Annotated in this window: 22 protein-coding genes and 2 pseudogenes; 14 read left to right on the plus strand and 10 right to left on the minus strand. The window is 67.7% G+C overall.

Translation table 11 applies throughout. The annotated features are described in order from the left end of the window. Positions 1-35: 35 nt before the first annotated feature. The 7 genes and pseudogenes from F7Q96_RS01745 (at position 36) to F7Q96_RS01775 (ending at position 4,505) form a co-directional block, all read left to right on the plus strand. Positions 36-932 (plus strand): ATP-binding cassette domain-containing protein, encoded by an 897-nt coding sequence (locus F7Q96_RS01745; RefSeq protein WP_082371762.1) that lies wholly within the window; start codon positions 36-38, stop codon positions 930-932. Continuing rightward, entirely contained in the window at positions 932-1,549 is a 618-nt protein-coding gene (gene ssuE / locus F7Q96_RS01750; RefSeq protein WP_053824043.1) for an NADPH-dependent FMN reductase, read from the plus strand. The genes F7Q96_RS01745 and ssuE overlap by 1 nt, the downstream gene beginning before the upstream one ends. Before the next feature lie 38 nt (positions 1,550-1,587). Then, a complete protein-coding gene (locus F7Q96_RS01755) occupies positions 1,588-1,806 on the plus strand; it encodes a TOBE domain-containing protein (RefSeq protein WP_006577405.1) in 219 nt (72 codons plus the stop codon). Positions 1,807-1,823: 17 nt separating this feature from the next. Beyond that, a complete protein-coding gene (locus F7Q96_RS01760) occupies positions 1,824-2,792 on the plus strand; it encodes an aliphatic sulfonate ABC transporter substrate-binding protein (RefSeq protein ID WP_082371761.1) in 969 nt (322 codons plus the stop codon). A 485-nt stretch (positions 2,793-3,277) separates the two neighbouring features. Then, a pseudogene (locus F7Q96_RS01765) lies at positions 3,278-3,700 on the plus strand (glycoside hydrolase family 68 protein); the annotation flags it as partial. Positions 3,701-3,746: 46 nt separating this feature from the next. Beyond that, positions 3,747-4,037 (plus strand): hypothetical protein, encoded by a 291-nt coding sequence (locus F7Q96_RS01770; protein ID WP_053824041.1) that lies wholly within the window; start codon positions 3,747-3,749, stop codon positions 4,035-4,037. Positions 4,038-4,139: 102 nt separating this feature from the next. Continuing rightward, entirely contained in the window at positions 4,140-4,505 is a 366-nt protein-coding gene (locus tag F7Q96_RS01775) for a TraR/DksA family transcriptional regulator (RefSeq protein ID WP_158507291.1), read from the plus strand. Positions 4,506-4,558: 53 nt separating this feature from the next. On the opposite strand, the gene F7Q96_RS01780 is transcribed toward F7Q96_RS01775, so the two are convergent. After that, on the minus strand, positions 4,559-5,689 hold the full coding sequence (locus tag F7Q96_RS01780) for an oxidoreductase (protein WP_053824039.1): 1,131 nt from the start codon (positions 5,687-5,689) through the stop codon (positions 4,559-4,561). Continuing rightward, positions 5,686-6,084: a RidA family protein gene (locus F7Q96_RS01785; RefSeq protein ID WP_053824038.1), complete on the minus strand. Its 399-nt coding sequence runs from the start codon at positions 6,082-6,084 to the stop codon at positions 5,686-5,688. The genes F7Q96_RS01780 and F7Q96_RS01785 overlap by 4 nt, the downstream gene beginning before the upstream one ends. Positions 6,085-6,240: 156 nt before the next feature. Here F7Q96_RS01785 and F7Q96_RS01790 point away from each other — a divergent pair, with 156 nt between their 5' ends. Together F7Q96_RS01790 and F7Q96_RS01795 are read left to right on the plus strand one after the other, a co-directional pair. Then, the gene (locus tag F7Q96_RS01790) at positions 6,241-7,164 is read left to right on the plus strand and encodes a LysR substrate-binding domain-containing protein (protein WP_053824037.1); all 924 of its coding nucleotides are present in this window, start codon (positions 6,241-6,243) and stop codon (positions 7,162-7,164) included. Between the two features lie 48 nt (positions 7,165-7,212). Continuing rightward, positions 7,213-8,067, plus strand: a complete 855-nt coding sequence (locus tag F7Q96_RS01795) for an AraC family transcriptional regulator (RefSeq protein WP_151021948.1) — start codon at positions 7,213-7,215, stop codon at positions 8,065-8,067. Between the two features lie 49 nt (positions 8,068-8,116). Here the strand turns inward: F7Q96_RS01795 and F7Q96_RS01800 are convergent, their stop codons facing one another. Continuing rightward, positions 8,117-8,713 carry a LysE family translocator gene (locus F7Q96_RS01800; RefSeq protein ID WP_151021950.1) on the minus strand — a complete coding sequence of 199 codons (597 nt, stop codon included), beginning with the start codon at positions 8,711-8,713 and terminating at the stop codon, positions 8,117-8,119. A 135-nt stretch (positions 8,714-8,848) separates the two neighbouring features. Beyond that, positions 8,849-10,174 carry an oxalate/formate MFS antiporter gene (oxlT, locus tag F7Q96_RS01805; protein ID WP_006576590.1) on the minus strand — a complete coding sequence of 442 codons (1,326 nt, stop codon included), beginning with the start codon at positions 10,172-10,174 and terminating at the stop codon, positions 8,849-8,851. A gap of 787 nt (positions 10,175-10,961) precedes the next feature. Here oxlT and F7Q96_RS01810 point away from each other — a divergent pair. The 3 genes from F7Q96_RS01810 (at position 10,962) to F7Q96_RS01820 (ending at position 13,323) form a co-directional block, all read left to right on the plus strand. Further along, a complete protein-coding gene (locus F7Q96_RS01810; protein ID WP_151021952.1) occupies positions 10,962-11,654 on the plus strand; it encodes a putative glycolipid-binding domain-containing protein in 693 nt (230 codons plus the stop codon). 146 nt (positions 11,655-11,800) lie between these two features. Beyond that, on the plus strand, positions 11,801-12,739 hold the full coding sequence (locus tag F7Q96_RS01815; protein ID WP_261659551.1) for an RNA polymerase sigma-70 factor: 939 nt from the start codon (positions 11,801-11,803) through the stop codon (positions 12,737-12,739). A 104-nt stretch (positions 12,740-12,843) separates the two neighbouring features. Further along, positions 12,844-13,323 carry a carboxymuconolactone decarboxylase family protein gene (locus F7Q96_RS01820; RefSeq protein WP_053824644.1) on the plus strand — a complete coding sequence of 160 codons (480 nt, stop codon included), beginning with the start codon at positions 12,844-12,846 and terminating at the stop codon, positions 13,321-13,323. Positions 13,324-13,432: 109 nt separating this feature from the next. Here F7Q96_RS01820 and F7Q96_RS01825 read toward each other — a convergent pair whose 3' ends face one another. The 4 genes and pseudogenes from F7Q96_RS01825 to F7Q96_RS01840 form a co-directional block, all read right to left on the minus strand. Next, positions 13,433-15,232, minus strand: a complete 1,800-nt coding sequence (locus F7Q96_RS01825) for a methyl-accepting chemotaxis protein (protein WP_053824643.1) — start codon at positions 15,230-15,232, stop codon at positions 13,433-13,435. Between the two features lie 198 nt (positions 15,233-15,430). After that, on the minus strand, positions 15,431-16,198 hold the full coding sequence (locus F7Q96_RS01830) for an SDR family NAD(P)-dependent oxidoreductase (protein ID WP_053824035.1): 768 nt from the start codon (positions 16,196-16,198) through the stop codon (positions 15,431-15,433). A gap of 142 nt (positions 16,199-16,340) precedes the next feature. Continuing rightward, a pseudogene (locus F7Q96_RS01835) lies at positions 16,341-16,646 on the minus strand (SGNH/GDSL hydrolase family protein); the annotation flags it as partial. A gap of 15 nt (positions 16,647-16,661) precedes the next feature. Beyond that, the gene (locus F7Q96_RS01840) at positions 16,662-17,555 is read right to left on the minus strand and encodes a LysR family transcriptional regulator (RefSeq protein WP_151021954.1); all 894 of its coding nucleotides are present in this window, start codon (positions 17,553-17,555) and stop codon (positions 16,662-16,664) included. Positions 17,556-17,646: 91 nt separating this feature from the next. On the opposite strand from F7Q96_RS01840, the gene F7Q96_RS01845 reads away from it, so the two are divergent. After that, a complete protein-coding gene (locus tag F7Q96_RS01845) occupies positions 17,647-18,486 on the plus strand; it encodes an NAD(P)H-dependent oxidoreductase (protein ID WP_053824033.1) in 840 nt (279 codons plus the stop codon). Here F7Q96_RS01845 and F7Q96_RS01850 read toward each other — a convergent pair. Further along, positions 18,483-20,954 (minus strand): penicillin acylase family protein, encoded by a 2,472-nt coding sequence (locus F7Q96_RS01850; protein ID WP_053824032.1) that lies wholly within the window; start codon positions 20,952-20,954, stop codon positions 18,483-18,485. The two genes, F7Q96_RS01845 and F7Q96_RS01850, sit on opposite strands and share 4 nt — an antisense overlap. Positions 20,955-21,232: 278 nt before the next feature. On the opposite strand from F7Q96_RS01850, the gene F7Q96_RS26760 reads away from it, so the two are divergent. Beyond that, a complete protein-coding gene (locus tag F7Q96_RS26760; RefSeq protein WP_158507289.1) occupies positions 21,233-21,373 on the plus strand; it encodes a hypothetical protein in 141 nt (46 codons plus the stop codon). 43 nt (positions 21,374-21,416) lie between these two features. Here the strand turns inward: F7Q96_RS26760 and F7Q96_RS01855 are convergent, their stop codons facing one another. After that, positions 21,417-22,235 carry a metal-dependent hydrolase gene (locus F7Q96_RS01855; RefSeq protein WP_053824031.1) on the minus strand — a complete coding sequence of 273 codons (819 nt, stop codon included), beginning with the start codon at positions 22,233-22,235 and terminating at the stop codon, positions 21,417-21,419. Positions 22,236-22,354: the final 119 nt, after the last annotated feature.

Here is a 22,354-nt window from a genome sequence, read left to right on the forward strand (position 1 = left end):
GCCAACACGAACGACTTCCTGCTGGAGCAGAACCGATGCATGCCACGCAACAACACTTGCCGCTGCGGCGCGGGGGCCGTGAGGCCGGCGAGCCAGGCCCGCCCGCCACATTGCGGACCGCCGGCGACAGGCCCAGCCGTAGCGACCGTCCCGCCCGTCCGCACGGCACCGAGGTCGCGATCGGCGGCCTGCACAAGGCCTACGGCGACCGCGCCGTGCTGCAGCAGATCGATCTGCGCATCGCGCCGGGAGAATTCGTCGCGATCGTCGGCCGCAGCGGCTGCGGAAAGAGCACGCTGCTGCGTCTGGTCGCTGGACTCGAGCGCCCCGGCGCTGGTCGCATCGCGCTCGATGGCCGGCCCCAGGACGGCCATGACGACGGCACCCGCATCATGTTCCAGGATGCGCGGCTGCTGCCGTGGAAGCGCGTGCTCGACAACATCGCACTGGGCCTGCCGGGGCGGGAAGGCCGCGAACGCGCGCGCGAAGCGCTGGCCCAGGTGGGGCTGGCCGAGCGCGCCAACGAGTGGCCCGCGGTGCTGTCCGGCGGCCAGCGCCAGCGCGTCGCGCTGGCGCGTGCGCTGGTGCATCGGCCGCGGCTGCTGCTGCTCGACGAGCCGCTTGGCGCGCTCGATGCGCTGACCCGTATCGAGATGCAGCAGCTGATCGAGCGCCTGTGGCTGGCGCACGGCTTCACCGCGCTGCTCGTCACGCACGATGTGGCAGAGGCCGTCGCGCTGGCCGACCGCGTGGTGCTGATTGAAGACCACCGCATCGCCTTCGACGAACGCGTGCCGTTGCCGCGCCCGCGCAGCCACGGCGCGCCGGCATTCGCCGCGCTCGAGGAGCGCGTGCTGCGGCGGGTGCTGCGGCAGCCCGCGACCGAATCCCCTGACAACGACGCGCGGACCCGCGCATTGGCAACGCTCTGATGAATATCGTCGGCATACTCGGCAGTCCTTCCACGCCTTCCCGTTCGGCCTACCTGCTGGAGCTCGCGCTGTCGCGGCTGGACGCCTTCACGTCCTCCTACCGCTCGATCCGGCCGCGCGACCTGCCGGCGCAGGCACTGACGCAGGCCGATTTCGGCGACGCCCGCCTGCAGGAGGCAGTGCGCGCGGTTGGTGAATCGCAGCTGGTGATCGTCGCCACGCCGATCTACAAGGCCTCGTACAGCGGCGTTTTGAAGGCCTTCCTCGATCTGCTGCCGCAGGACGGCCTGCGCGACAAGACCGTGCTGCCGCTGGCCACCGGCGGCAGTCCCGCGCACCTGCTGGCGCTCGACTATGCGCTCAAGCCGGTGCTGTCGGCGCTCGGCGCCCGGGACATCCTCGACGGCATCTACGCGACCGACCAGCAGCTGCCATCGCGCCCAGAGGGCGGCTACACCGCGACCGGCGATATCGTCGAACGGCTCGACCGCTCGGTGCAGCGTGTCGCCGCGCGGGCGCGCGAACTGCAGCAGCGCGAGGCCGAACTGGCCCGTGCCGCAACGGCTTCCGCAAACAGCGCACCGTGGCCCGCCGAGCGTGTGCGCTGGTCGGTCTGATATTCCAGGCATTCGGCAATTTCATCGAGGAACCTGTCATGACGATTCATGCCATCAACGTGCGCAACCAGTTCCGCGGCAGGATCCGCGAAATCATCGAGGGACCGGTGGTGTCCGAGATCGATGTCGAAACCGCCGGCGGGCTGGTGGTGACCTCGGTCATCACGACCCGCTCGGTCAAGGAGCTCGAGCTCGCGGTCGGCAAGGAAGTGATCGCGCTGGTGAAGTCGACCGAAGTGTCGATCGCCACGCTATGACGCGAAGGGACAGCGATATGCAACAGAAGCGGCGGCAGCTGCTGCTGGCCGGCGCCGGCATCGCGGCATGGACGCTGGCCGGCGCGGCACGCGGGCAAGCGGGCGGCAAGCCGGAGACGGTGCGGATCGGCTACCAGAAGTCGTCGACGCTGATGATCCTGCTGAAGTCGCGCGGCACGCTGGAGAAGGCGCTGGCCCCGCAGGGCGTCTCGGTGTCCTGGCACGAATTCACCTCAGGCCTGCCTCTGCTGGAGGCGCTCAATGTCGGCGGGCTGGACCTCAGTGCCGATGTCGCCGACGCGGTGCCGCCGTTCGCGCTCGCCGCCGGCGCCAGGCTGACCTACTACGCGATCGAGACACCGTCGCCGACGGCGCAGGCGATCGTGGTGCCGCGCGACTCGTCGCTCACGTCCATCGCGCAATTGAAGGGCCACCGTGTCGCCTTCGCCAAGGGCGCCGGCGCGCACTATCTGCTGCTCGAGGCGCTGGCGCGCAACGGCCTGTCCATGCGCGATATCGAGCCCGCATACCTGACGCCGGCCGATGCGCGCGCCGCCTTCGAGCGCGGCAACGTATCGGCATGGGTCATCTGGGATCCGTTCCTGGCGGCCGCGCAGCGCCAGGCCCAGGCCCGCGTGCTGGCCGACGGCACCGGCCTGGCCAGCTATCGGCGCTTCTATCTGGCGGCCAGCGACTTCGCACGCCGACGCGCCGATGTGCTGGCCACCGTGTTCGATGCGCTCGCGCAGGCAGGAGAGTGGGTCAAGGCCAATCCGGCCGCCGCGGCCGAATGGCATGCACCGTTGATCGGACTCGACGCGGCTACCGTGCAGATCGCGAACCGGCGCCGCAGCTACCAGTTGCAGGCGGTGGACACGCCGGCGCTGGACGAGCAGCAGCGCATCGCCGATGCCTTCCACGCGCAGCAGATCATTCCGCGCAAGGTGGTGGTAAGCGCCTCGCCGGTCTGGCGGCGGCAGGCCTGAACGGCGTTTGCGCAGCGCCGCTCGGCGCCGGCACATCGGCACCGATTGAAGCCTTGGCATTCGATCAACCCGTGTACTAACCTCGTTCTACGTTGCGGCGAACCGGGTTTACGCCGCCGCAGCGGCGCCATTGCAGGCGCGCACGCAGGACAGTTGTCCTGCCTTTTTTTAACCCATTCGCAATCCTCCCGTGGCCATGCGCGGCAGGAATGATCCGCGCTGGCCAACACAGACCCGAACGATAACGGGGCCGACGAGGTCCCCGTCGTCGTTCACGAGCGCGCATCGCAATGCATGCCGATGCCGCCTTTGTCCGCGACCTGTCCTTGTGGTCGCGTGGGGACTTCCCCGGCAAGACGCTGGCTTCGGATGACCTGCGACGAAGAGGCGCGCTCGCGTCCGCATTGCGGCCTCGCGGGGCTTCACGCGGCTTGACGCTTCACGTAATCGCGTGACAGGCCGCCCCTTCCTGGATCTGTGCCGATTTCGCCCGGCGTCGCGACCGCAGTGCGGGCTATACCTTCGACGACCGCCATATCCCACGCGCGCATCGGCTACTTCTGTCGCCGCGCCGGCATTCCGGCCTCGAAGCGGCCGGCGAACGGCGGCTGGATCTATGGCGGCCACCTGTTCCTCGACGGTTCGAGCCTGCGGATATTCGGCGGTGTGCCGATGACCCACAACGCCGAGTGGTCCGGGTCGACGCGCATCATGCCGGATGGCCGCATCGTGGGGTTCTATACGGCGACCTCGTTCAACCGATCATGTTCCTGCCGCCCATCCTCTCGGCCAATTGCGTCAACGACCAGACCGAGCGGCCGCAGATCTATATCAAGGACGGCAAGTACTACCTGTTCACGATCAGCCATCGTTCGACCTATGTCGCCGGGGTCGACGGCGATACCGCTGGTGCTGGGGGGATGCGGAGGAGGTTCGCCGGACGAAGGCGCACGTTTGAGCGAAGCGGCGCAGCGCGCGCTGGCCGACGCTCCGCCCGCCGCGCCGCCGGATACCGCATCGGCGGCAGAAAGCGCGACCCAGGGCGCCGACGGTGCCGCCGAGGGCGTGATCGAGGGCGAGGGGCCGGAAACGGCCGGCCCGCCGCCGGTTGCACCGCATCCGACCCGGCTGATGATCCTGGAGGATGGGCTGTACGCGCGCGACGCCGGCGACAACTGGAAGAAGTACGAGAACGGCAACTGGGTGTCGGTGCACGCGCCGCAGGCGCCGCCGGGCATGCAGTAGCGGGATGTCGGCGCTTGGGGAACGGCCAGCGAACGGGGATGTCGATCAACGTATGGCGCCGCCTCGGCAACTGCCGAGATGACCGGCGTGATGGAGGCCGACATGACACATCTGAACAGCGAACAGATCGCGGCGCTCGGGGAGCGCCTGGACCGGCGCGAACGCGAGCTCGATCCGCTCTATCAGCAGGGGCGCGACCGTCCCCCGACCAACCCGCTACGGGAGCCGCAGGACCTGGCCGACACCGCCGAGGGCGTCAACGAGGAGCTCGATCGCGCCGCGCTGCAGCAGCACTACCGTGGCGAGCTCGATGACATTGCACAGGCGCGCGAGCGCCTCGCGTCCGGCGATTACGGCGTCTGCGAAGACTGCGGGGTCGAGATCCCGTACGAGCGCCTGCTGGCCAATCCGACAGCGACGCGCTGTGCGCCCTGTCAGGCACGACGGGAACGGACGTTCGCCACGTAGCACGTTGATGGACCCTCCCGCGATGCGCGGGAGGGCCGGTCCCATGCGGCCGTTCACGCCACCAGCGGCAGCGCTTCACGCATCCGCAGTTCCGCCGGCTTGATCTCGCCCAACGGCGACAGCAGCGCGGGGGCGAAGGCACGCGGTGCGATGCCTTTCGCCACGCGCATCGGCCAGTCGGGATTGGCCAGCGCGCCGCGGCCCAGCGCGACAAGGTCCGCGCCATCGGCCAGCGCATCCTGCGCCCGCGCCGGCTCGTGCAGGCTGCCGTTGGCGATCACGGTCAGATGCGGCGCGGCAAGCCGCGCATGCCGGACCAGCGAGCGCGCGTCGCCCGGGAATGCCGGCTGCCACGCCTCGAACTCCGTCAGATGGAGGAAGTCGATGTCCGTCGCGGCCAGCGTGCCGAATACGATCGCCGCGCCCTCGGCTCCCTCGGCCCACTTGTGCGTGAAATCGTTGACCTTGCCCTGCGAAATGCGCACGCCGACCGGAAACGCGTCACCGACCGCGGCACGGACGGCCCGCGCGGTCTGCTCGGCGAGCCGGACGCGTTGGCCGATGGCACCGCCCCAGGCATCGTCACGGCGATTGGTATAGTCGGTCAGGAACTGGTCGAGCAGATAGCCGTTGGCGCCGTGGATCTCGATGCCATCGAAGCCGGCGACATCGCGGGCGAGCCGGGCCGCTTCGGCAAACCCCGCGATCGCCGCGTCGATCTCGTGCGGCTCGATCGCGCGCGGCGTGCGATAGGCTCCGTTGCCGCGATAGACGGCCATCTGCATGCCCCTGGGCGTGATGCTCGATGGGCCGACCGTCTCGTCGCGGAAGCGGTTGGCCTGCGACAGCGCGCCCGCATGCATCAGCTGCACGAAGATGCGGCCGCCGGCATCGTGCACGGCATCGGTGACCGCGCGCCAAGCGCGCGCCTGCCCGAGATCGGTCAGGCCCGGCTGCCCCGCATAGCCCTGTGCATAGGCGCGATCGGTGTAGGTGCCTTCGGTGACGATCAGGCCGAAGCCGCCGCGCGCGAAACCCGCGTAGTAATCGGCCATCGTCGGCGTCGGTACGCCCTCGGGCGTCGCACTGATGCGCGTCATCGGCGCAACGACAAGCCGGTTGCGCAGCGCGATGTTTCGAATGTCGAGCGGATCGAACAGCGTCGGTCGTACGTCGGCGTTCATGCCGGCTCTCCTTCGGCCACCGCGATGGCCTCGATCTCGATCAGGGCGTCCGGCGAATACAGGCTCGAGATCTCGACGATGGTATCGGCCGGGTAGGGCGCCGAGAACCACTTGCGGCGCAGCTCGACGATCTTGCCGAAGTTGTCCATCGACTTCAGGAAGATCGTGACCTTGGCGACGCGGTCCAGGCTCGAGCCGGCGGCTTCGAGCGCGCGCTGCAGATTGCGGAAGGCCTGCTCGGCCTGCTTGTCGAAGTCGCCGCGGCCGACGATATTGCCGTCGTCGCCGATGGCGGCCTGTCCCGAGATGAAGACCAGATTGCCGACGCGGATGCCCTGCGACAGCAGGAACGGCGCGTACGGATCGGGGTTGGTGCGGACTTGTTCGAGCAGCATGGCGAACTCCAGGATAAAGTTGAGGGAATTTCATCCGTCAGCCGGCGCTGGACATGGCCGCTGCGGAGAACGTCCCCAGTATCGTGATCTCACCCTACACCGACAAATGGTCAAATCTCAACGTATGGATGAGATGAACTCATTCATGAGGCTGCCATGAGACGCCTGCCTCCTCTGAGCGCGCTGCGCGCCTTCGAGGCAGCCGCCAGGCGCCTGAGCTTCAAGCGCGCGGCCGACGAATTGAACGTGACCGCGACCGCGATCAGCCACCAGATCCGTCTGCTGGAGGAATGGCTCGGCGTCAGGTTGTTCGAGCGCGAAACCCGCAAGGTCGATCTGACCGCGAGCGGGCGGCTGCTGTTTCCGGCGATCCGCGATGGGCTCGACGGCTTCGAGCGCGCGGTGGCGGCGGTGCAGCGGCAGCGCGCGGCCAATATCGCCACGCTGTCGTCGACGGTCGCCTTTGTCGCCAAGCGGCTGGCGCCGCGCGCGGGGTCGTTCCGCGCCGCCTATCCCGACTGGACGCTGCGGCTCGATGCGTCCAACGCTGTCGTGGATCTCGACGGCGATGCCGACGTGGCGATCCGCTATGGCGGCGGCCACTATCCCGGCCTGACGGTCGAGCCGCTGTTCCAGGACCGTTTTGCGCCGGTCTGCAGTCCGCATCTGAAGCTGTCGTCGCTGGCCGACCTGCGTCACGCCGAGCTGATTCATTTCGAATGGGGCGCAGGCGTGCGGCAGGACCCGCGCGCCGCGGTGTGGCGGCATTGGCTCGAACGGGCGGGCGATGGCGCCGGCGAAATCGATGCCTCCGCGGGCCTCACCTTCACCGACGAGATCCACGCGATCCAGGCCACCATCGCGGGGCAGGGCGTTGGCTTGCTGAGCCTGACGCTGGTCGCCGAAGAACTGGCCTCCGGCGTGCTGGTGCAGCCGTTCGAATTGTCGCTGCAGAGCTTCCGCTACGACCTGGTCTACAGCCCGCGCGCGGCAGAACGGCCAGCCACTCGGCTGGTGCGCGACTGGGTTCACGCCGAGTTTGGCGCCGTACCGCCGGAAACGGCCTTGACGCCCGGCTAGAATGGCGCGCATGCAATCTGAGCACTCCTGACAAACGGGCAACCGACGATGACGAGTACAGCGACGCCGGTGTTCTGGCGCGATCCTTCCCTGTCGTTTATCGAGGCGCGTTGGATCGAGGACGGCCGCCGCATCCGCTACGGCGCGCATTCGCACGAGACTTTCTCGATCGGTGCGGTGACCGGCGGGCGCAGCATCTACGTCGGTGGCCGCATGCGCGCCGAAGTCGGTGCCGGAGCCGTGGTGCTGATGAATCCCGAAGAGGTGCACGCGTGCAATCCGCTCGACGATGCACCATGGTCGTATCGGATGCTGCATGTCGACGCCGGCTGGCTGGGTTCGCTGCAGCACGATCTGGGCTTTGACCGCAACTGCGACTTCCAGGCCTTCTCGACGTGGGTCAGCGACGATGCCGCGCTGCATCGCGCGCTGGGCCGCTTCCATGCCTTGCTGACCGACGAGGACATCGAGCCGATGCGCAAGGAGGAGGCCGCGATCGCTTTTTTCTCGGCGGTGCATCGGCGTCTTCTTCCCGCGCCGAGGCCGCGGTCTTTCGATACCGGCGAAAACGGAGCGCATCGCCAATGGCCGGAATATCGCCTGCGCCGCGCCGCCGAATTCATCGACGCCAATTTCGCCCGGCCGCTGCGGCTTGGCGATATCTGCGCCACTGCGCAACTGTCCGAATCGCATCTGATCCGCGCCTTCAAGCAGCACTATGGGCTGACGCCGCACGCCTATCTGGTCAATCGGCGCGTGCAGTACAGCCGCAGCCAGCTCAAGCGGGGCCGCGCGATTTCCGATGTCGCGGTGGAAGCGGGATTCGCCGATCAGGCGCACCTGCAACGGGTGTTCAAGCGGATGGTGGCCGCCACGCCGGCGCAGTATCAGCGGATGCGCTGAGTACCGGTGTGCTGCAGGTCGGGCCTCAAGTCGGGCCCCAAGCCGGGCCTTAACGCTCCACCAGGAACAGGGCGCTGGCGACCAGCAGCAGCGCCATCGCGCGGTTGAAGATGCGCACGCGGCGCGCATCGCGCAGATAACCGCGCAGGAACGCCCCGGCATAGGCCCAGCAGGCGATCGACAGATAGCAGACCACGAAATAGATCGCCGCGAAGCGCCACACCTGGACGCCGGCGCCATCGGCCGCGTAGACGCCGATGCCGGCCACCGACGCCAGCCAGGCCTTGGGGTTGAGCCATTGCATCGCGGCGCCGTACAGGAACGACGGCCCCTTGCCGCCGCCGCTCGCGTCGATCTGCCCCTCGTCGGTGGCCAGTTTCCAGGCCATGAACAGCAGGAAGGCGATCCCTCCCCAGCGAATCGCCGTCGTCAACGCGGGCCACTGCGTCAGCAATCGATGCATGCCGAGGCCGACCAACAGCAGCAGCACGGAAAAGCCGACCGTCGCGCCGGCGACATGCCGCAGGCTCGCGCGCAAGCCATGCTGGGCGCCCGCGCTCAGCGCCACGATATTGACCGGCCCGGGCGTGATCGAGGACACCAGGGCAAAGGCGGCCATGGACAGCAGCACGGTAACAGAGGCCATCGTTGCGCTCCGGAGTGGACGATGGCGCATGCTAGAAGGGGCCGTGGGCCGCTGTATTGAACAAAACTGCTTCAAAAAAAACGGGCTTCCGAAGAAGCCCGCGTCAGCTCCGGCGTTGGCCGGGGTGGAGATCGATCAGGCGGGTACCTGCGTGCCGGCTGCCGCCGCCTCCTCCTTCGAGAACAGCCGTCTGGATGTCGCCACATGCCCCGCCAGTACCGGCCGCAGCACCATCAGCGCGAGGAAGGCCGCGATCAGGTCCATGGTGGCCACGGTGTACAGCACGGTAGACCAGGTACCGGTTGCCTCCATGATCAGGTTGCCGATCGGCACGAACAGCGCCCCGATGCCCTTGGCGGTATAGAGCACGCCGTAGATCTTGCCGATGTGCTTGGTGCCGAAGGCGTCCCCGGCCAGCGCGGAGAACAGCGAGTAGACCTCGCCCCAGGCCAGGAACACGACGCCGGACAGGATCAGGAAGGCATACGGGTTGTGGCCGAAGTACCCCAGCGCGATGATGCCCATCCCCTCCAGCGAGAAGGCGATCACCATGGTTTTCTCGCGGCCGATATGGTCGGAGATCCAGCCGAACAGCGGACGCGAGATCCCGTTCATCACGCGGTCGAGCATCAGTGCCAGCGGCAGGGCGGCCATCACGAAGAAGTGCAGGTCGACCTGGAAGTCCTTGACGCCGAGGTCCTTGGCGATGACGCCCAGCTGTGCCACGGCCATCATGCCGCCGGTGACCACCAGCACGAACATCACCAGCATCAGCCAGAACAGCCTGGTGCAAAGCGCTTCCTTCAACGTGTAGTCGCGCGTGGCCTGCGCCAGCTTGTTCGATGCCTTGACCTCGGTTGCCTTCGGCGAGCGCAGGAACCAGGCAGCCGCGAATGCCAGCGTGCCCTGCAGCACGCCGAAGAACAGGAAGGTGTGCTGGAAGCCCGAGGACTCGATCATCGCCGCGATCGGCAGGATCGTGGCGGCCGAGCCGGCGCCGTAACCGCCCGCGGTCAGGCCGACCGCGAGACCGCGGCGGTCGGGGAACCACTTGATCGCGTTGTTGATGCAGGTCGCGTAGATCGAACCGACGCCAAGCCCGCCGACCGCGGCGCCGACGTAGAAGCCCATCAGCGTGGTGGCCTGCGAGTTGATGACCCACGAACTACCCATCAGCAAGGCGCCGAAGGCGACCATCATCCGCGGCCCGAACTTGTCGATGAAATAGCCCTCGATCGGCGCCAGCCAGGTCTGCACCAGCACGAACACCGTGAAGGCGATCTGGATATTGGCGCGCGACCAGCCGAAGGTTTCCTGGATTTCCGGGACGAACAGCGTCCAGGCGTATTGGATGTTGGCGGTGGCGACCATGCAGATGACGCCAACGATAAGCTGCGTCCAGCGCGTCTTTTCGGAGACCTGCGGATTGGGGCGGAATGCCGCCGTCGACGAATTATTCATGGCGCACTCCTTCAATCGTTTGATCCTGCCTGTCCGAATGTGCGGTGCCGCACCTCGGCTGGGATATCGTCGCTAGCATTTCAATGTCTCCTGTATCGTTGGCTTCTATGTCCGTTACACATCCGCTCCTGAAACAAAAAAACCTGCGCTATTGCGCTGCCGGCGGCGGCAGGCGCGATCGGAACTGAAGAATGGGGCGAAGCGGGCTTGCTTAAACTGATCTGGCGGCGATGGACGACCCGGTCGAATCGTTTTCCATGCATTCCTCCTTGCCGTTGCTGTCCCTCTGTTGGGGTGCCGGTTGCCATCACGGACATCGCCCCGCTCGCATTGGGTGTGGCGATGGGTTACAAGGTATGTGATATATCAATTAAGTCAAGTGAAAGGGATGGCAGGGTTTTCACCAGCAGGGATTCATTCCTGAAATCACTATGCTGCGCCGCTTCAGGTGCATGAAGAATGATTATGGAAAATAAAATGATTGCCCTTTGAAAATGGCCGGCAAGGCGGCAGGCGTGATGACGCCGTGCAATATCGGATGCCGCTGCGAGAGCGAGCCGGAAGATTATTGGCCTGGTTTGGCTGGTTTTCCGGATATTTTGCCAGCGATATTCAGGTCCATTATCGGCATGGCTGTACCGAATCGATCCATAACCGCCGGCGATGCCGATTGTGCATCGCCGGCTTGCCGGTATCGCGGTAGATTGACGCTCTCGATGGCGAGGGCAGGCGGCCTTTGACAGCAGACCGCGCCTGCCGGAGCCTGTCTGCGCAAAGGAGGGCGATCATGAATCCATCGACATCCCCGACCGGCAATCGGCAACCGGCCGATCCGCAACTGGTCGCGTGGTCCTGGCTGACGCGCACCGGCCTCGATGTGGCCGCGGTGATCCGTACCCAGGATCGCGTACGGGTCGAAGGGCGGATGCAGGCGCAGTGGGACGACGGGCCGCTGGAACTGGCCTATCGGCTCGAATGCGAGGCGGACTGGCGCTTTGTCCGGCTCGATGCCCGCACCGTGTACCAGGGCGACACGCGGGCGCTGCAGCTGGCCTGGGACGGCAGGCAGTGGACCGATGGGCAGGGCCCGCGCGACGACCTCGCCGGGGCCGCCTATATCGACATCATGGCCACGCCGATCACCAACACGCTGCCGGTCTGCCATGCCACCTGGGAGCCGGGCGTGGCCCAGGTCTTCACGATGGCCTACGTCCGCTTGCCCGAACTGCGGGTCGAGCCGGTCCGGCAGCGCTACACCTTGCTGGCCACGGACACGGACGGTTGCCGCCGTTTTCGCTATGAGACGCTCGGGCCGGCGGGAGAGCGTCAGGGCGCCGGCAGCGGCCTGGGCGGCTATCACGGCCAGGACTCGGCATTCACCGCCGAGCTGACCATCGATGCCGGGGGCCTCGTCATCGGCTATCCCCCGTATTGGGACCGGATGCCGGCGGCGCGGGCGCTGGCCGGGAGCGGTACCTGACCGTTTGGCAGCGCAACGCTGTCACAAACGGGCCTCGCCAGACGTCTTGCGTTTTGACTGGCTGCTACAGTGCCACGCCGGCACCGCAGCCGTGCCGCGGCCCCGCCACGATGCCATGGCCTTGACCTTTGACGATCTGGAACGCGATGACCCGCCTACCCGATACCCGCGACCGGCCCGACCCGGCCGCCACGGCCGCGCCGGCCGATCCCGCCACGCTGACGTTCGCCCGGCTGCGGCCGCGCCTGCACGGCATCGCCTATCGGATGCTCGGCACGGTCGCGGAAGCCGAGGATGTGGTGCAGGACGCCTGGCTGCGTTGGCATGAGGCCGACCGCGGCAGCATCGACAACGCCGAGGCCTGGCTGGTCACCGTCACCACGCGACTGTCGATCGACCGGCTGCGCATGGCCAAGGTCCAGCGCGAGCACTACGCCGGCATCTGGCTGCCGGAGCCCGAACTGACGGAGTCGCCCGCCACCCCGGAGCAGCTGACCGAGCGGGCCGACGATCTGTCGGTGGCCTTCCTGATGCTGCTGGAACGTCTGACCCCCGAGTCGCGTGCGGCCTTCCTGCTGCGCGAGGTGTTCGACGCCGACTACGCGGACGTCGCCCGCGCGATCGGCAAGAGCGAGGCAGCCTGCCGCCAGCTGGTCAGCCGCGCCAAGGTGCAGCTGCGCGACGAGCGGCCGCGCTTCGCCGTTGCGCGCGAGACGCATCTGCGCCTGCTGCAGGGGTTTGCCCAGGCGATGGAGCGCGGCGACATGGCGGCATTGCAGTCGATGCTGGCGGAGGACGCGGAGCTGATCGGCGACGGCGGCGGCAAGGTGCCGAGCTTTCCCAAGCCGCTGGTCGGCGGCTGGCGCATCGCCAAGGTGTTCGCGGTCAGCGCGCAGCGCCCCGGCACGGCGGTCAGCGTCGAGCTGGCGCTGCTCAATGGTGACTGGGCCTTGCTGCGCTTTGTCGACGGCCAGCTGGAATCGGCGCAGTGCTACGAGACCGACGGCGAGCGCATCGTCCGCATCCACGCCCAGCGCAATCCCGACAAGCTGCTGCGCATCGCGCTTGCGCGCGGCGCCTGCTGAGCGCTTGCATGTTCGTTTATTTCAGAGGCGCGTGGCCGCTGGCCACCGCCGTGATGACCGCCGCGCTCCCCCCGGTGCGCACCCATTTGGACCAGGAGAAAACCATGACCCAACGCCTGAATTACATCCAGCAATCGCCCGAACTGTTCAAGGCCTATCTGAACTTCAGCCAGGCCATCGATGGCGGCGCCATCGAACGATCGCTGCTCGATCTGGTGTCGATCCGCGCGTCGCAGCTCAATGGCTGCGCGTTCTGCCTCGATATGCACGTCAAGGAAGCCAAGCTGCACGGCGAGCGCGAACTGCGCCTTTACCATGTCGCGATCTGGCGCGAATCGACGCTGTTCTCGCCGCGCGAGCGCGCGGTGCTCGAATGGACCGAGACGCTGACGCAGCTGCCGCCGCATGGCGTGCCGGACGACGTCTACGCGCGCGTGCGGGAGCAGCTGTCGGAGAAGGAGTTGTCCGACCTGACCTTCGCGGTGATGGGCATCAACGGCTGGAACCGGGCCAACGTGGCGTTCCGCACGGTGCCGGGTTCGGCGGACAAGATGTTCGGGCTGGACAAGGCCGGGTTGGAATAACGGTCGCCGGCCACAACGGCGAACCGATCCGTCGTCCCCGCGCGGGCGGGGACCCAGCGATTACAAAAGACACTGGGTTCCCGCGTGCGCGGGAACGTCCCGACCATCCTCACGCCAGCCGGAACAGTCCCACCGCGCCGGCCAGCTTGTTCGCCTGCGCCTGCAGCGCCGATGCGGCCGCCGACGACTGTTCGACCAGCGCGGCGTTCTGCTGCACCATCTCGTCGAGCTGGCCGACCGCCTGGTTGACCTCCTGAATGCCGCGCGTCTGCTCGACCGCGGCATTGGAGATTTCCGAAATCACCGTGCTGACCTGCGCCACATTGCCGACGATCGCCGTCATGGTCTCGCCGGCCCTGCGCACCTGGCCCGAGCCCGACGCCACCTCGCCGACCGTTGATTCGATCAGCGTCTTGATCTCCTTGGCCGCCTGCGCGCTGCGCTGGGCGAGCCCCCGGACCTCGCCGGCGACCACCGCGAAGCCGCGGCCCTGATCGCCCGCGCGGGCCGCTTCCACGGCCGCGTTCAGCGCCAGGATATTGGTCTGGAAGGCGATGCCCTCGATCACGCCGATGATGTCGGAGACCTTGGCCGAGGCCTGCTCGATCTTGCCCATCGTGCCGATGACCTCGCCGATCACGACGCCGCCTTCGGAGGCGATCCGCGAAGCCGCGACCGCGGAATCGTCCGCCTGCCTGGCCGAAGTGGCCGACTGCGCGACGGTGGCGGTGATCTGCTCCATCGACGCCGCGGTCTGCTGCAGGCTCGCGGCCGCCGATTCGGTGCGCTGCGACAGATCCAGGTTGCCGGCGGCGATCTCGTCGGCCGCATGGCGCACCGAGTCGCTCGCGGCGCGGATCTGGCGCATCACGGTGCACAGCTTGTCGACGAAGGTATTGAACGCCCGCGCGATCTGCGCGACCTCATCCTTGCCGTCGGCAGGCAGGCGGCGCGTCAGATCGCCATCGGCCGAGCCGATCGCCTCCATCACGTCGCGCACCTGCGACAGGCGGCGGAACGAGGCCGCCGTCGCCATGGCGGCCAACGCGGCGGCGACCAGCGCGATGACGATCAGCGTCAGCGCGGAGGCCATCAGCACCGAGCGCATGCCCGCGGTCGCTTCGGTCTTGTCCAGCGCGATCACCGCGAGCCAGTCGGTGTTCGGAATCGCGCGGGCACGCAGCAGCTTGGCGGCGCCGCCGACCTGCACTTCGGTCGGCGCGGCAGCCGTCAGCAGCGCGGCCAGTTGCACGGCGTCCAGGCCCGGCACCAGATCGGCAACAGGCTTGAGCGTCAGCTTGTCATCGGGATGCGCAACGATCAGCCCGGACTGGGTCACCAGCATGCCAAAGCTCGATGGCGTCGGGTGGATCGCCTTGACGGTGGCGCTCACGCGGTCCATCGCCACGTCGCCCGACACCACCGCCTTGACGCCGCCGTCGGCGATGACCGGCGCGGCAAAGGCCACCACCAGCTTGCCGCTGCCGGCATCGACATAGGGCGGCGTCACCACCGGCTTGCCGGCGGCGGCTGCCTGCCGATACCACGGACGGCCGGTCGGATCGTAGCCCGGCGGAATGCCGGCCGGGTTCGAGAACATCGCCCGCTTGTCGTCATAGCCGACATAGACGTTGACGAAGCCGCCGGCGTCCGCGACCTGCTTCAGCGCCGCCGACGGATCGGCCTGCAGCACCGCGTCGCGCAGCGAGGCGATCATCCGGCCATGGCTGTCGACCCAGTCGGCGATCGCGCCGGCATGGCCCGCCTGCAGCGCGGTCAGCGATTCGTCGATCGCCGTGTCGTTGTAGGAGTCGGCAACCACATAGTTGATGGCGGCGTTGACCGCCAGCGCGGCCACGACGATAGCCACGCACAGCGCGACGATGCGCGAGCGGATGGAGGAGAACATACGAAGCAATTCCAGGAAAGGGCCGCCATCGGTGGCGCCGGCCAATTGACGAGGCCTGCGGTAGCAGACGCGATGGCTAACGGCCTGCGGCGGGAAATCTTCACCCCGCGGGCGATATGGAATTGCGCTGGAATGACATGAAGATCGCTGATGTGGCTGATGCTGCACGCCGTCGGAAAAACGCGGCCACCCCAGCCCTTACTGCTCGCTGTAATTCCACAGCAGCCCGCCGTCGATCACCAGCGTGGCCCCGGTGATGTAGTCCGCGTCGGCGCTGCACAGGAAGGCCGCCAGCCCCGCCACGTCGCCCGGTTCGCCCAGCCGGCCCAGCGGGATATTGGCCAGCAGCGCGCGCAGCTGGTCCGGGCGTTGCTGCAGCGCGTGATTGATCGGGGTCTGGATCGCTCCGGGCGCGATGTTGTTGACGGTGATGCCGAGCGGCGCCAGCTCGATCGCGAGGTTGCGCATCAACATCCGCAAGCCTCCCTTGCTGGCGCAGTAGCTGGTGAAGTTGGGGAAGGGCAGGTCTTCGTGCACCGAGCTGATATTGACGATCTTGCCGCCGCGTCCCTGCTGACGGCAGTGATGCACGAATTGCTGCGACAGGAAGAACGGTCCCTTCAGGTTGACGTTCAGCACGCGGTCGTAGTCTTCCTCGGTGACCTCGCCGAATGGGGCGCGGATTTCGATGCCGGCATTGTTGATCAGCGCGTCGATCGAACCGGCGGCATCGGCGGCCTCGCGGAAGAGCCGCTCGACCTCGCCTACGCCGGAGACATCGCCTTTCACGACCCATGCCTGCACGCCAGCCTCGCGGATCTGCTTGCACACCTGCTCGGATCGTTCGTCGAGCCGATGCACCGCGACCACCACGTTGGCGCCTTCGCTTGCCAGCCGCAGCGCGATGCCGCGGCCGATGCCGGAGGCGGCGCCGGTCACCAGCACAGTCTTGCCTTGCAGTCTCATCTGCGCACCTCTTGACGGGAGGCCGCCGAGCGGCGGCCGATGCTGCGGGACAGGGTTGTCCCGGTGTGAGTCGGTGCTCGGGCGTGAAGTTCCGGAACGGCGACGGATTCGGGCAAGCGCTGCGCCGCGCCGGCATCGCGGTTCAGTCGTCCGTGGCGTCGGTGGCATCCGTGGCGATCGTGGCCACAGTTGCCACAGTGGCCACAGTGGCCACCGCGGCGGCCGCGACTTCGGCCATTCGCCGATAGCCGGCGTCGCCCGGATGCAGACGATCGCCACTGTCGTAGCGCGCCAGCATCGCCTGCGGCCGCGCCGGATCGCGCAACGCCGCATCGAAATCCGCGACGGCGTCGAACTCGCCGCTGTGGCGTATCCAGGCATTGATCGCTTGCCGCAGCGCTTCCTTTTGCGGCGGCGCATCGTAGCCGCGGATCGGCGTGCGTGTAGCGGGCCCGGGACGGGACTACACGGACGCCACGATGGTGTCGCGCAGCCAGCGATGCGCGGGGTCGCGATGGACGCGCTCATGCCACAGCATCGACATCTCGTAGCCCGGTATCTCGATCGGGGCCTCGACCACCTTGATACCGGCGGCATCGCGCACCAGGCGCGACGGCAGCATCGCGACCAGATCGGTGCTGGCCAGCACGGACAACACGAACAGGAAATGCGGCACCGACAGGACGACCCGGCGTGACAGCCCGCGCGCCGCCAGCGCCTCGTCGGTCGGCCCGAGAAAGCCGCCGCCATCGGGCGACACGATCACGTGTTCTAGCCTGCAGAACTGCGCCGGCGTCGGCTTGCGCCTCAGGCCGGGGTGACCGGCGCGGCCGGCCAGCACATAGCGCTCGGTGAACAGGGGGCGGCGATGCAGGCCCGGCGGCGCGCCCTCGGTGGTATGGAACGCAAGATCGATCTCGCCTTGTTCCGCCTGCCGCGCCAGCAGCGACGGCACCGCCTGCATGACAGCGAGCCGGGTGCCGGGCGCCATCGTTCGCAAGCCGTGCAACACCGGCAGCACGACGGTCGATTCGGCGTAGTCGAAGGCCGCGACGCGCCACGTGTTGGTCGCCCGCGCCGGATCGAACCGGTCCTGCGGGGATACCGCGCGCTGCAGCGCCTCCAGTGCTTCGCGCAAGGGCTCGTGCAACGCCTCGGCACGGGCCGTCGGCCGCATGCCGCGCGGACCGGGCAGCAGCAGCGGGTCGCCCAGCGTGTCACGCAGCTTGGCCAGCTGCACGCTGACCGACGGTTGGGACAGATTCAGCCGCTCGGCCGCGCGCGTGACATTGCGCTCGGCCAGCAACACGTCGAGCGTGATCAGCAGGTTCAGATCCAGCCGTCCGAAATTGTTCATGACAATACCTGGAATTTCAGAAATTCATTTCCAATATACCGGACGCGACCCTAAGCTGGCCTTCTCTTGCAATGGGCAATGGAGGCTCACGATGAACGTTCTTCTGGTCTATGCGCATCCCGAACCGCGCTCGCTGAACGGGGCGATTCGCGACTTTGCCGTCGAGCGGCTGAAAGCGGCCGGCCATACGGTGCAGGTATCCGATCTGTACGCGATGCGGTGGAAGGCCACGCTCGATGCCGCGGACAATCTCGGCCACCGGGCCGGCGAGCGCTTCGATCCTTCACTCGACTCCAAACAGGCGTTCGAGAACGGCACGCAAAGCGAGGACATCGCGGCCGAGCAGCGCAAGCTGCTGTGGGCCGATGCGGTGATCCTGCAGTTTCCGCTGTGGTGGTTCTCGATGCCGGCGATCCTGAAGGGATGGGTGGAACGCGTCTATGCCTACGGGTTCGCCTATGGCGTGGGCGAACACTCGGATGCGCGCTGGGGCGACCGTTATGGCGAGGGCACGCTGGCCGGCAAGCGGGCGATGCTGGTCGTCACCGCCGGCGGATGGGAGTCGCACTACAGCCCGCGCGGCATCAACGGACCGATCGACGACATCCTGTTCCCGATACAACACGGGATCCTGCACTACCCGGGTTTCGATGTGTTGCCGCCCTACGTGGTCTACCGGACCGGCCGCGTCGATGCGGCACGCTTTGCGATCATCCAGGACGAGTTGGGACAGCGGCTGGATCGGATCGACACGACAGCGCCGATTCCATTCCGGCGGCAAAACGGTGGGGATTATGCGATTCCGCAGTTGACGTTGCGGGACGACCTCGCGCCGGGGGAGACGGGCTTCGGGGTGCATGTTGCGGGCGTGCACGAGGCACGCCCGCCGGCCGCATCGGCAATCGGATCCGATGCGGTGATGACGCCTTAGCGAGGCGTCAGCTCGATCCGCTTCTCCGCCGCCCGCTCGACCGCCTTGCGCGAATACACCAGCGGGAACGTCTGCCCCTTGGCCCACACCGGTGCCAGATCACGGTAGTGCGGGTTGGCCGGGTCGCCCGACTGTCCCGGGGTGTTGATCACGCGCCCCTGGTCCCAGTTGCCGACGTCCAGCACCATGCGGAACGACGCGCCCGCGGTCAGGTGGTAGTCGCTGTTGCGATAGCTGGTGTTCATCGGCGTGAAGGCGGACCCGCCGATGCCGCCCGCATCGACGTTGTACTGGGCGCGGGTCGCGTCGTCGACGATGTTGGCGAGTGGATGGCGGAAGATCGCGCGATGCAGCGCGCCCCAGTCCGCCAGTTTTTCCGGCGAGGGCGAACGCCGCTCCAGTTCGGCCATCGCGGCCTTCAGCGACGTCAGCATGACTTCGTCGCGCCGCGCCACCGGCATCCACGAGTCCGGCTGCTCCAGCACCGCCAGCACGCGGGCCGCGTCGCCGGCGCCAACCAGCTTGGCCGCGTCCTCCGGCAGCGCGGCGCGCACCACCGCGGGCCGCAGGTGGTTGCTGAACCAGATCTCGAACAGCGCGGCCGGCACGCTGTCGGCGCGCACATTGCCGTCCCAGCCTCGCAGCAGCGCGACGGCCCGCTGCACCTGCGGGTCCTGCAGTAGCGAGGCCGCGGCGCCGGCATTGCCGACGGTGCGCATCACGGCCAGCGTGCGCTGCGCCGGCAGCGACACGGTGTCGTTCTGCCACGCGATCGAATCGCGCAGCGAGCTGACCGGTGCGGCCGCGACCAGGCTCTTGAGCCGGCGCGCCCGTGAGCTGTCGCTCCATTCGTAGCCGACGCCGAGCTTCGCGGCAGGGTGATCCGGCGGAATATTGTTCTCGTTCGCGGTGACGATATGTCCGGCGGACGGGTTATAGGCCCACGGCAGCTCGTCCATGTTGCGGTAGCCGGCCCACTCGTAGCGGCCATCGCCCGGTACCGGAAACAGGCCGTCCCAGTTGGGGCGGATCACCGTCAGGCCGCCCGGAATCCAGCCGATATTGCCGTTGCGGTCGGCATAGACCTGGTTTTCGCCGGGCGCGCCCCAGCGGTTCATCGCCGCGCGGAACTGGTCCCAGTTGGTGGCGCGCATGTAATCCATCGAGCCGAAGTACGGCGCCATGCCGGCATCGAGCCAGGCCGCGCGCAGCGCCCAGGCGCGGTGGCTGGCATCGTCGGCATGCAGCACGGGGCCATGGCGCGTGAAGTCGATCGTGACGGTGCGCGGTTCCGCCTCGCCGCGGACCGCGATTTTCTCCGTGATGGTTTCCATCGGCTCCCAGCGTCCGCGATAGCGGTAAGACTTGGGCTGCGCGGGATCGGTCTCGTAGACGTACAGGTCTTCCTGATCCATGTAGAAGCGCGTCAGGCCGAAGGCGATCGTGCCGTTGTGGCCGATCGAGATGCCGGGCAGGAAGGGCTCGCCCGCGCCGATCACCGACAGGCCCGGCGCATTCAGATGCGAGACATAGCGCAGGCTCGGCGCGCCGTGCGCCCGGTGCGGGTCGTTAGCGAGAATGGGCCGGCCCGTCGACGTCCGGCTGCCGGAGATCACCCAGTTGTTCGAGCCCAGGCTGCGGCCGGTGTCGCTGTTCGCATCGACCGCGGCGTAGAGCTGCTCGACCGGCACCGTACCGGCGGCCGCCTTCTGCCAGGCTTCCTTCGGGAAGTTCGCCGCGGCCGTGGCCAGCGTATAGGCCTTCTTCAGCGCGGCGGCGGGCACCGCGCACGGGTCCAGGCCCTCGGGCAGTGTCGGCGTGATCGGCGGATCGAGCTCGCGCCGCAGCCAGTCCGCGCGCGCTGCCTGCTCCTTGGCCTGGCAGTACAGCGTGGCGCGGTCGACCTCGCCGGTGAAGTTCAGCGTCAGGCCGTGGTGGCGGATGCGGACGATGTCCTCGGCGCGCCAGCGCGAGGGCTTGTAGCCAAGCTGCTTGAACTCGCGCGGCAGCAGCTCGGGCTGCGCCTCGGTCAGCGCCACGTAGGCGTTGACGCCGGCAACGAAGGCCTCGGCCACGCGCTTTGCGTCCGAGCCGTAGGCCAGCCATTCGCGGTACATGTCGCCGCGGTACAGCACCGCGCGCGCCATCCGGTCGCCGTCGACATAGGCCGGGCCGAAGTCCTTGGCCATCTCGCCGAGTCCGCGCTTGCGCCAAAGGTCGATTTGCCACAGCCGGTCGCGCGCGGCGATGAAGCCTTGCGCGTAGAAGGCGTCGTACAGCGTGCCGGCGTAGATGTGCGGCACGCCCCAGCGATCGATCAGGATGCTGGCCGGCTTCTCCAGGCCAGGGGCGGCATAACGGTCGGTGGGCGGGGCGGCGCCAGCGGTGCCGGCCAGCACTGGCAGGGCAGCGGCGACAGCGAGGTGGCGGAGCAGGGTGGCGGCGGGCCGCCGGCGGACGATGCGCATCGGGTCTCCTTGCTTTGTTGGTCTTGGTGGAGCGCGTGCCGGATGGTGGCTCAGCGGAATCCGGCCACCGAAGCATAGCCGAGCGGACGGCGGCATGGGGAAGCGATGCACGGTGATCGCACGGATCGCGGGCGAGGCGGACGAGGCGGGCGCGTAAGGCCATGCGGTTGTCAAAATTGCACGCGGCGCGGCATGGCGCGCCGCAGCGACGGGCGCGGTTGCACCCCGGCACGATCCATGCGTCATCGGAAGGACTTCAAGCCCTTCGAGTCATCGCCATGGCAAAGAAAGACGAGTACGGCACCAATGCCGAGGCCGCGCGGGCGTCGACGCGCGGCCGCCACCTGATCGCGCGCCCGATGCTGTGGGTATTCATCGCGATCGTGCTGATCGGGCTGCTGATGCTGTCGTACTGGTAATGCAGTCGGGCGACCGCCGAAGCGCGATCAGCCCTTGGTACGCTCAGGCGCCTACCGGCACGTACTTGTCCCGATGGGCCTCGAGCCATTGTGCCGAGGCGCTGGCGTCGTGGTCGGTCGGGTGAAAGTCGCGGCGGAAGTAGTCGCGCCATGCGCCGAACGTCTGGCGGATCAGGCCGCGCTTGCCGAGCAGGAACCGCATCGCGCCGGCCCAGGTCCGCCATTGCCATAGCGTGCCGTCGCGGCGCAGGTTGTCGATGGTCTGACGCAGCGCATCACCGAGGAAGGTGATGCTGATGCGGCGGAACCAGGTAATGCGCCATTCGTGCGAGCCGCCCAGCGCCTGGTACAGGTCGAAGGCGGTGTTGCGATGCTCGGTCTCCTCGGCGCTGTGCCACAGCCAAAGCGTCGCCAGACGCGGGTCCTGCTCGCCGAGCATGTCCGCGTTGCGCAGCATCCAGTCGGCAAAGATTGCGGTGAAGTGTTCGAACGCCGCGGTGATCGCCAGCGGATGGCGCGGGTCCACGCCCTCGAGCTGCTTGAGCCGTTCCTTCGAACGGACCTCCCAGGCATTGACCAGCCCCTGCCTGCGCAGATGCTCGTTGTAGAGGCCGTGCAGGCGGCGGTGCGTGGCCTCCTGGCCAACGAAGCCTTGCACCTCGGCGCGGAAACGGTCCTGCTGCTCTGGCGGCAGCGCCTTCAAGCCATTGCGCACCGCATCGATAAAGAACTGCTCGCCGACCGGGAAGCTCATCGACAACGCATTGAGGAACGCCGTGCGGAACGGATCGCCCGCGCACCAATGCCGCGGGATCGGCGCTTCCATATCGACGAGCAGGCGGCGAACGACGAGATGCGTCACGGTGGTCTCCCAGGGGGTGTTGCCGGCACGTCGCCCGGCTGGTACTGCGGAGTACCGATCATGATGGCGCGCATCGGTACTGTCAAGTACCATGGCGGCGGATAACGAGCGACCCATGC

The organism is Cupriavidus gilardii (assembly GCF_008801915.1).
Lineage (GTDB): Bacteria > Pseudomonadota > Gammaproteobacteria > Burkholderiales > Burkholderiaceae > Cupriavidus > Cupriavidus gilardii.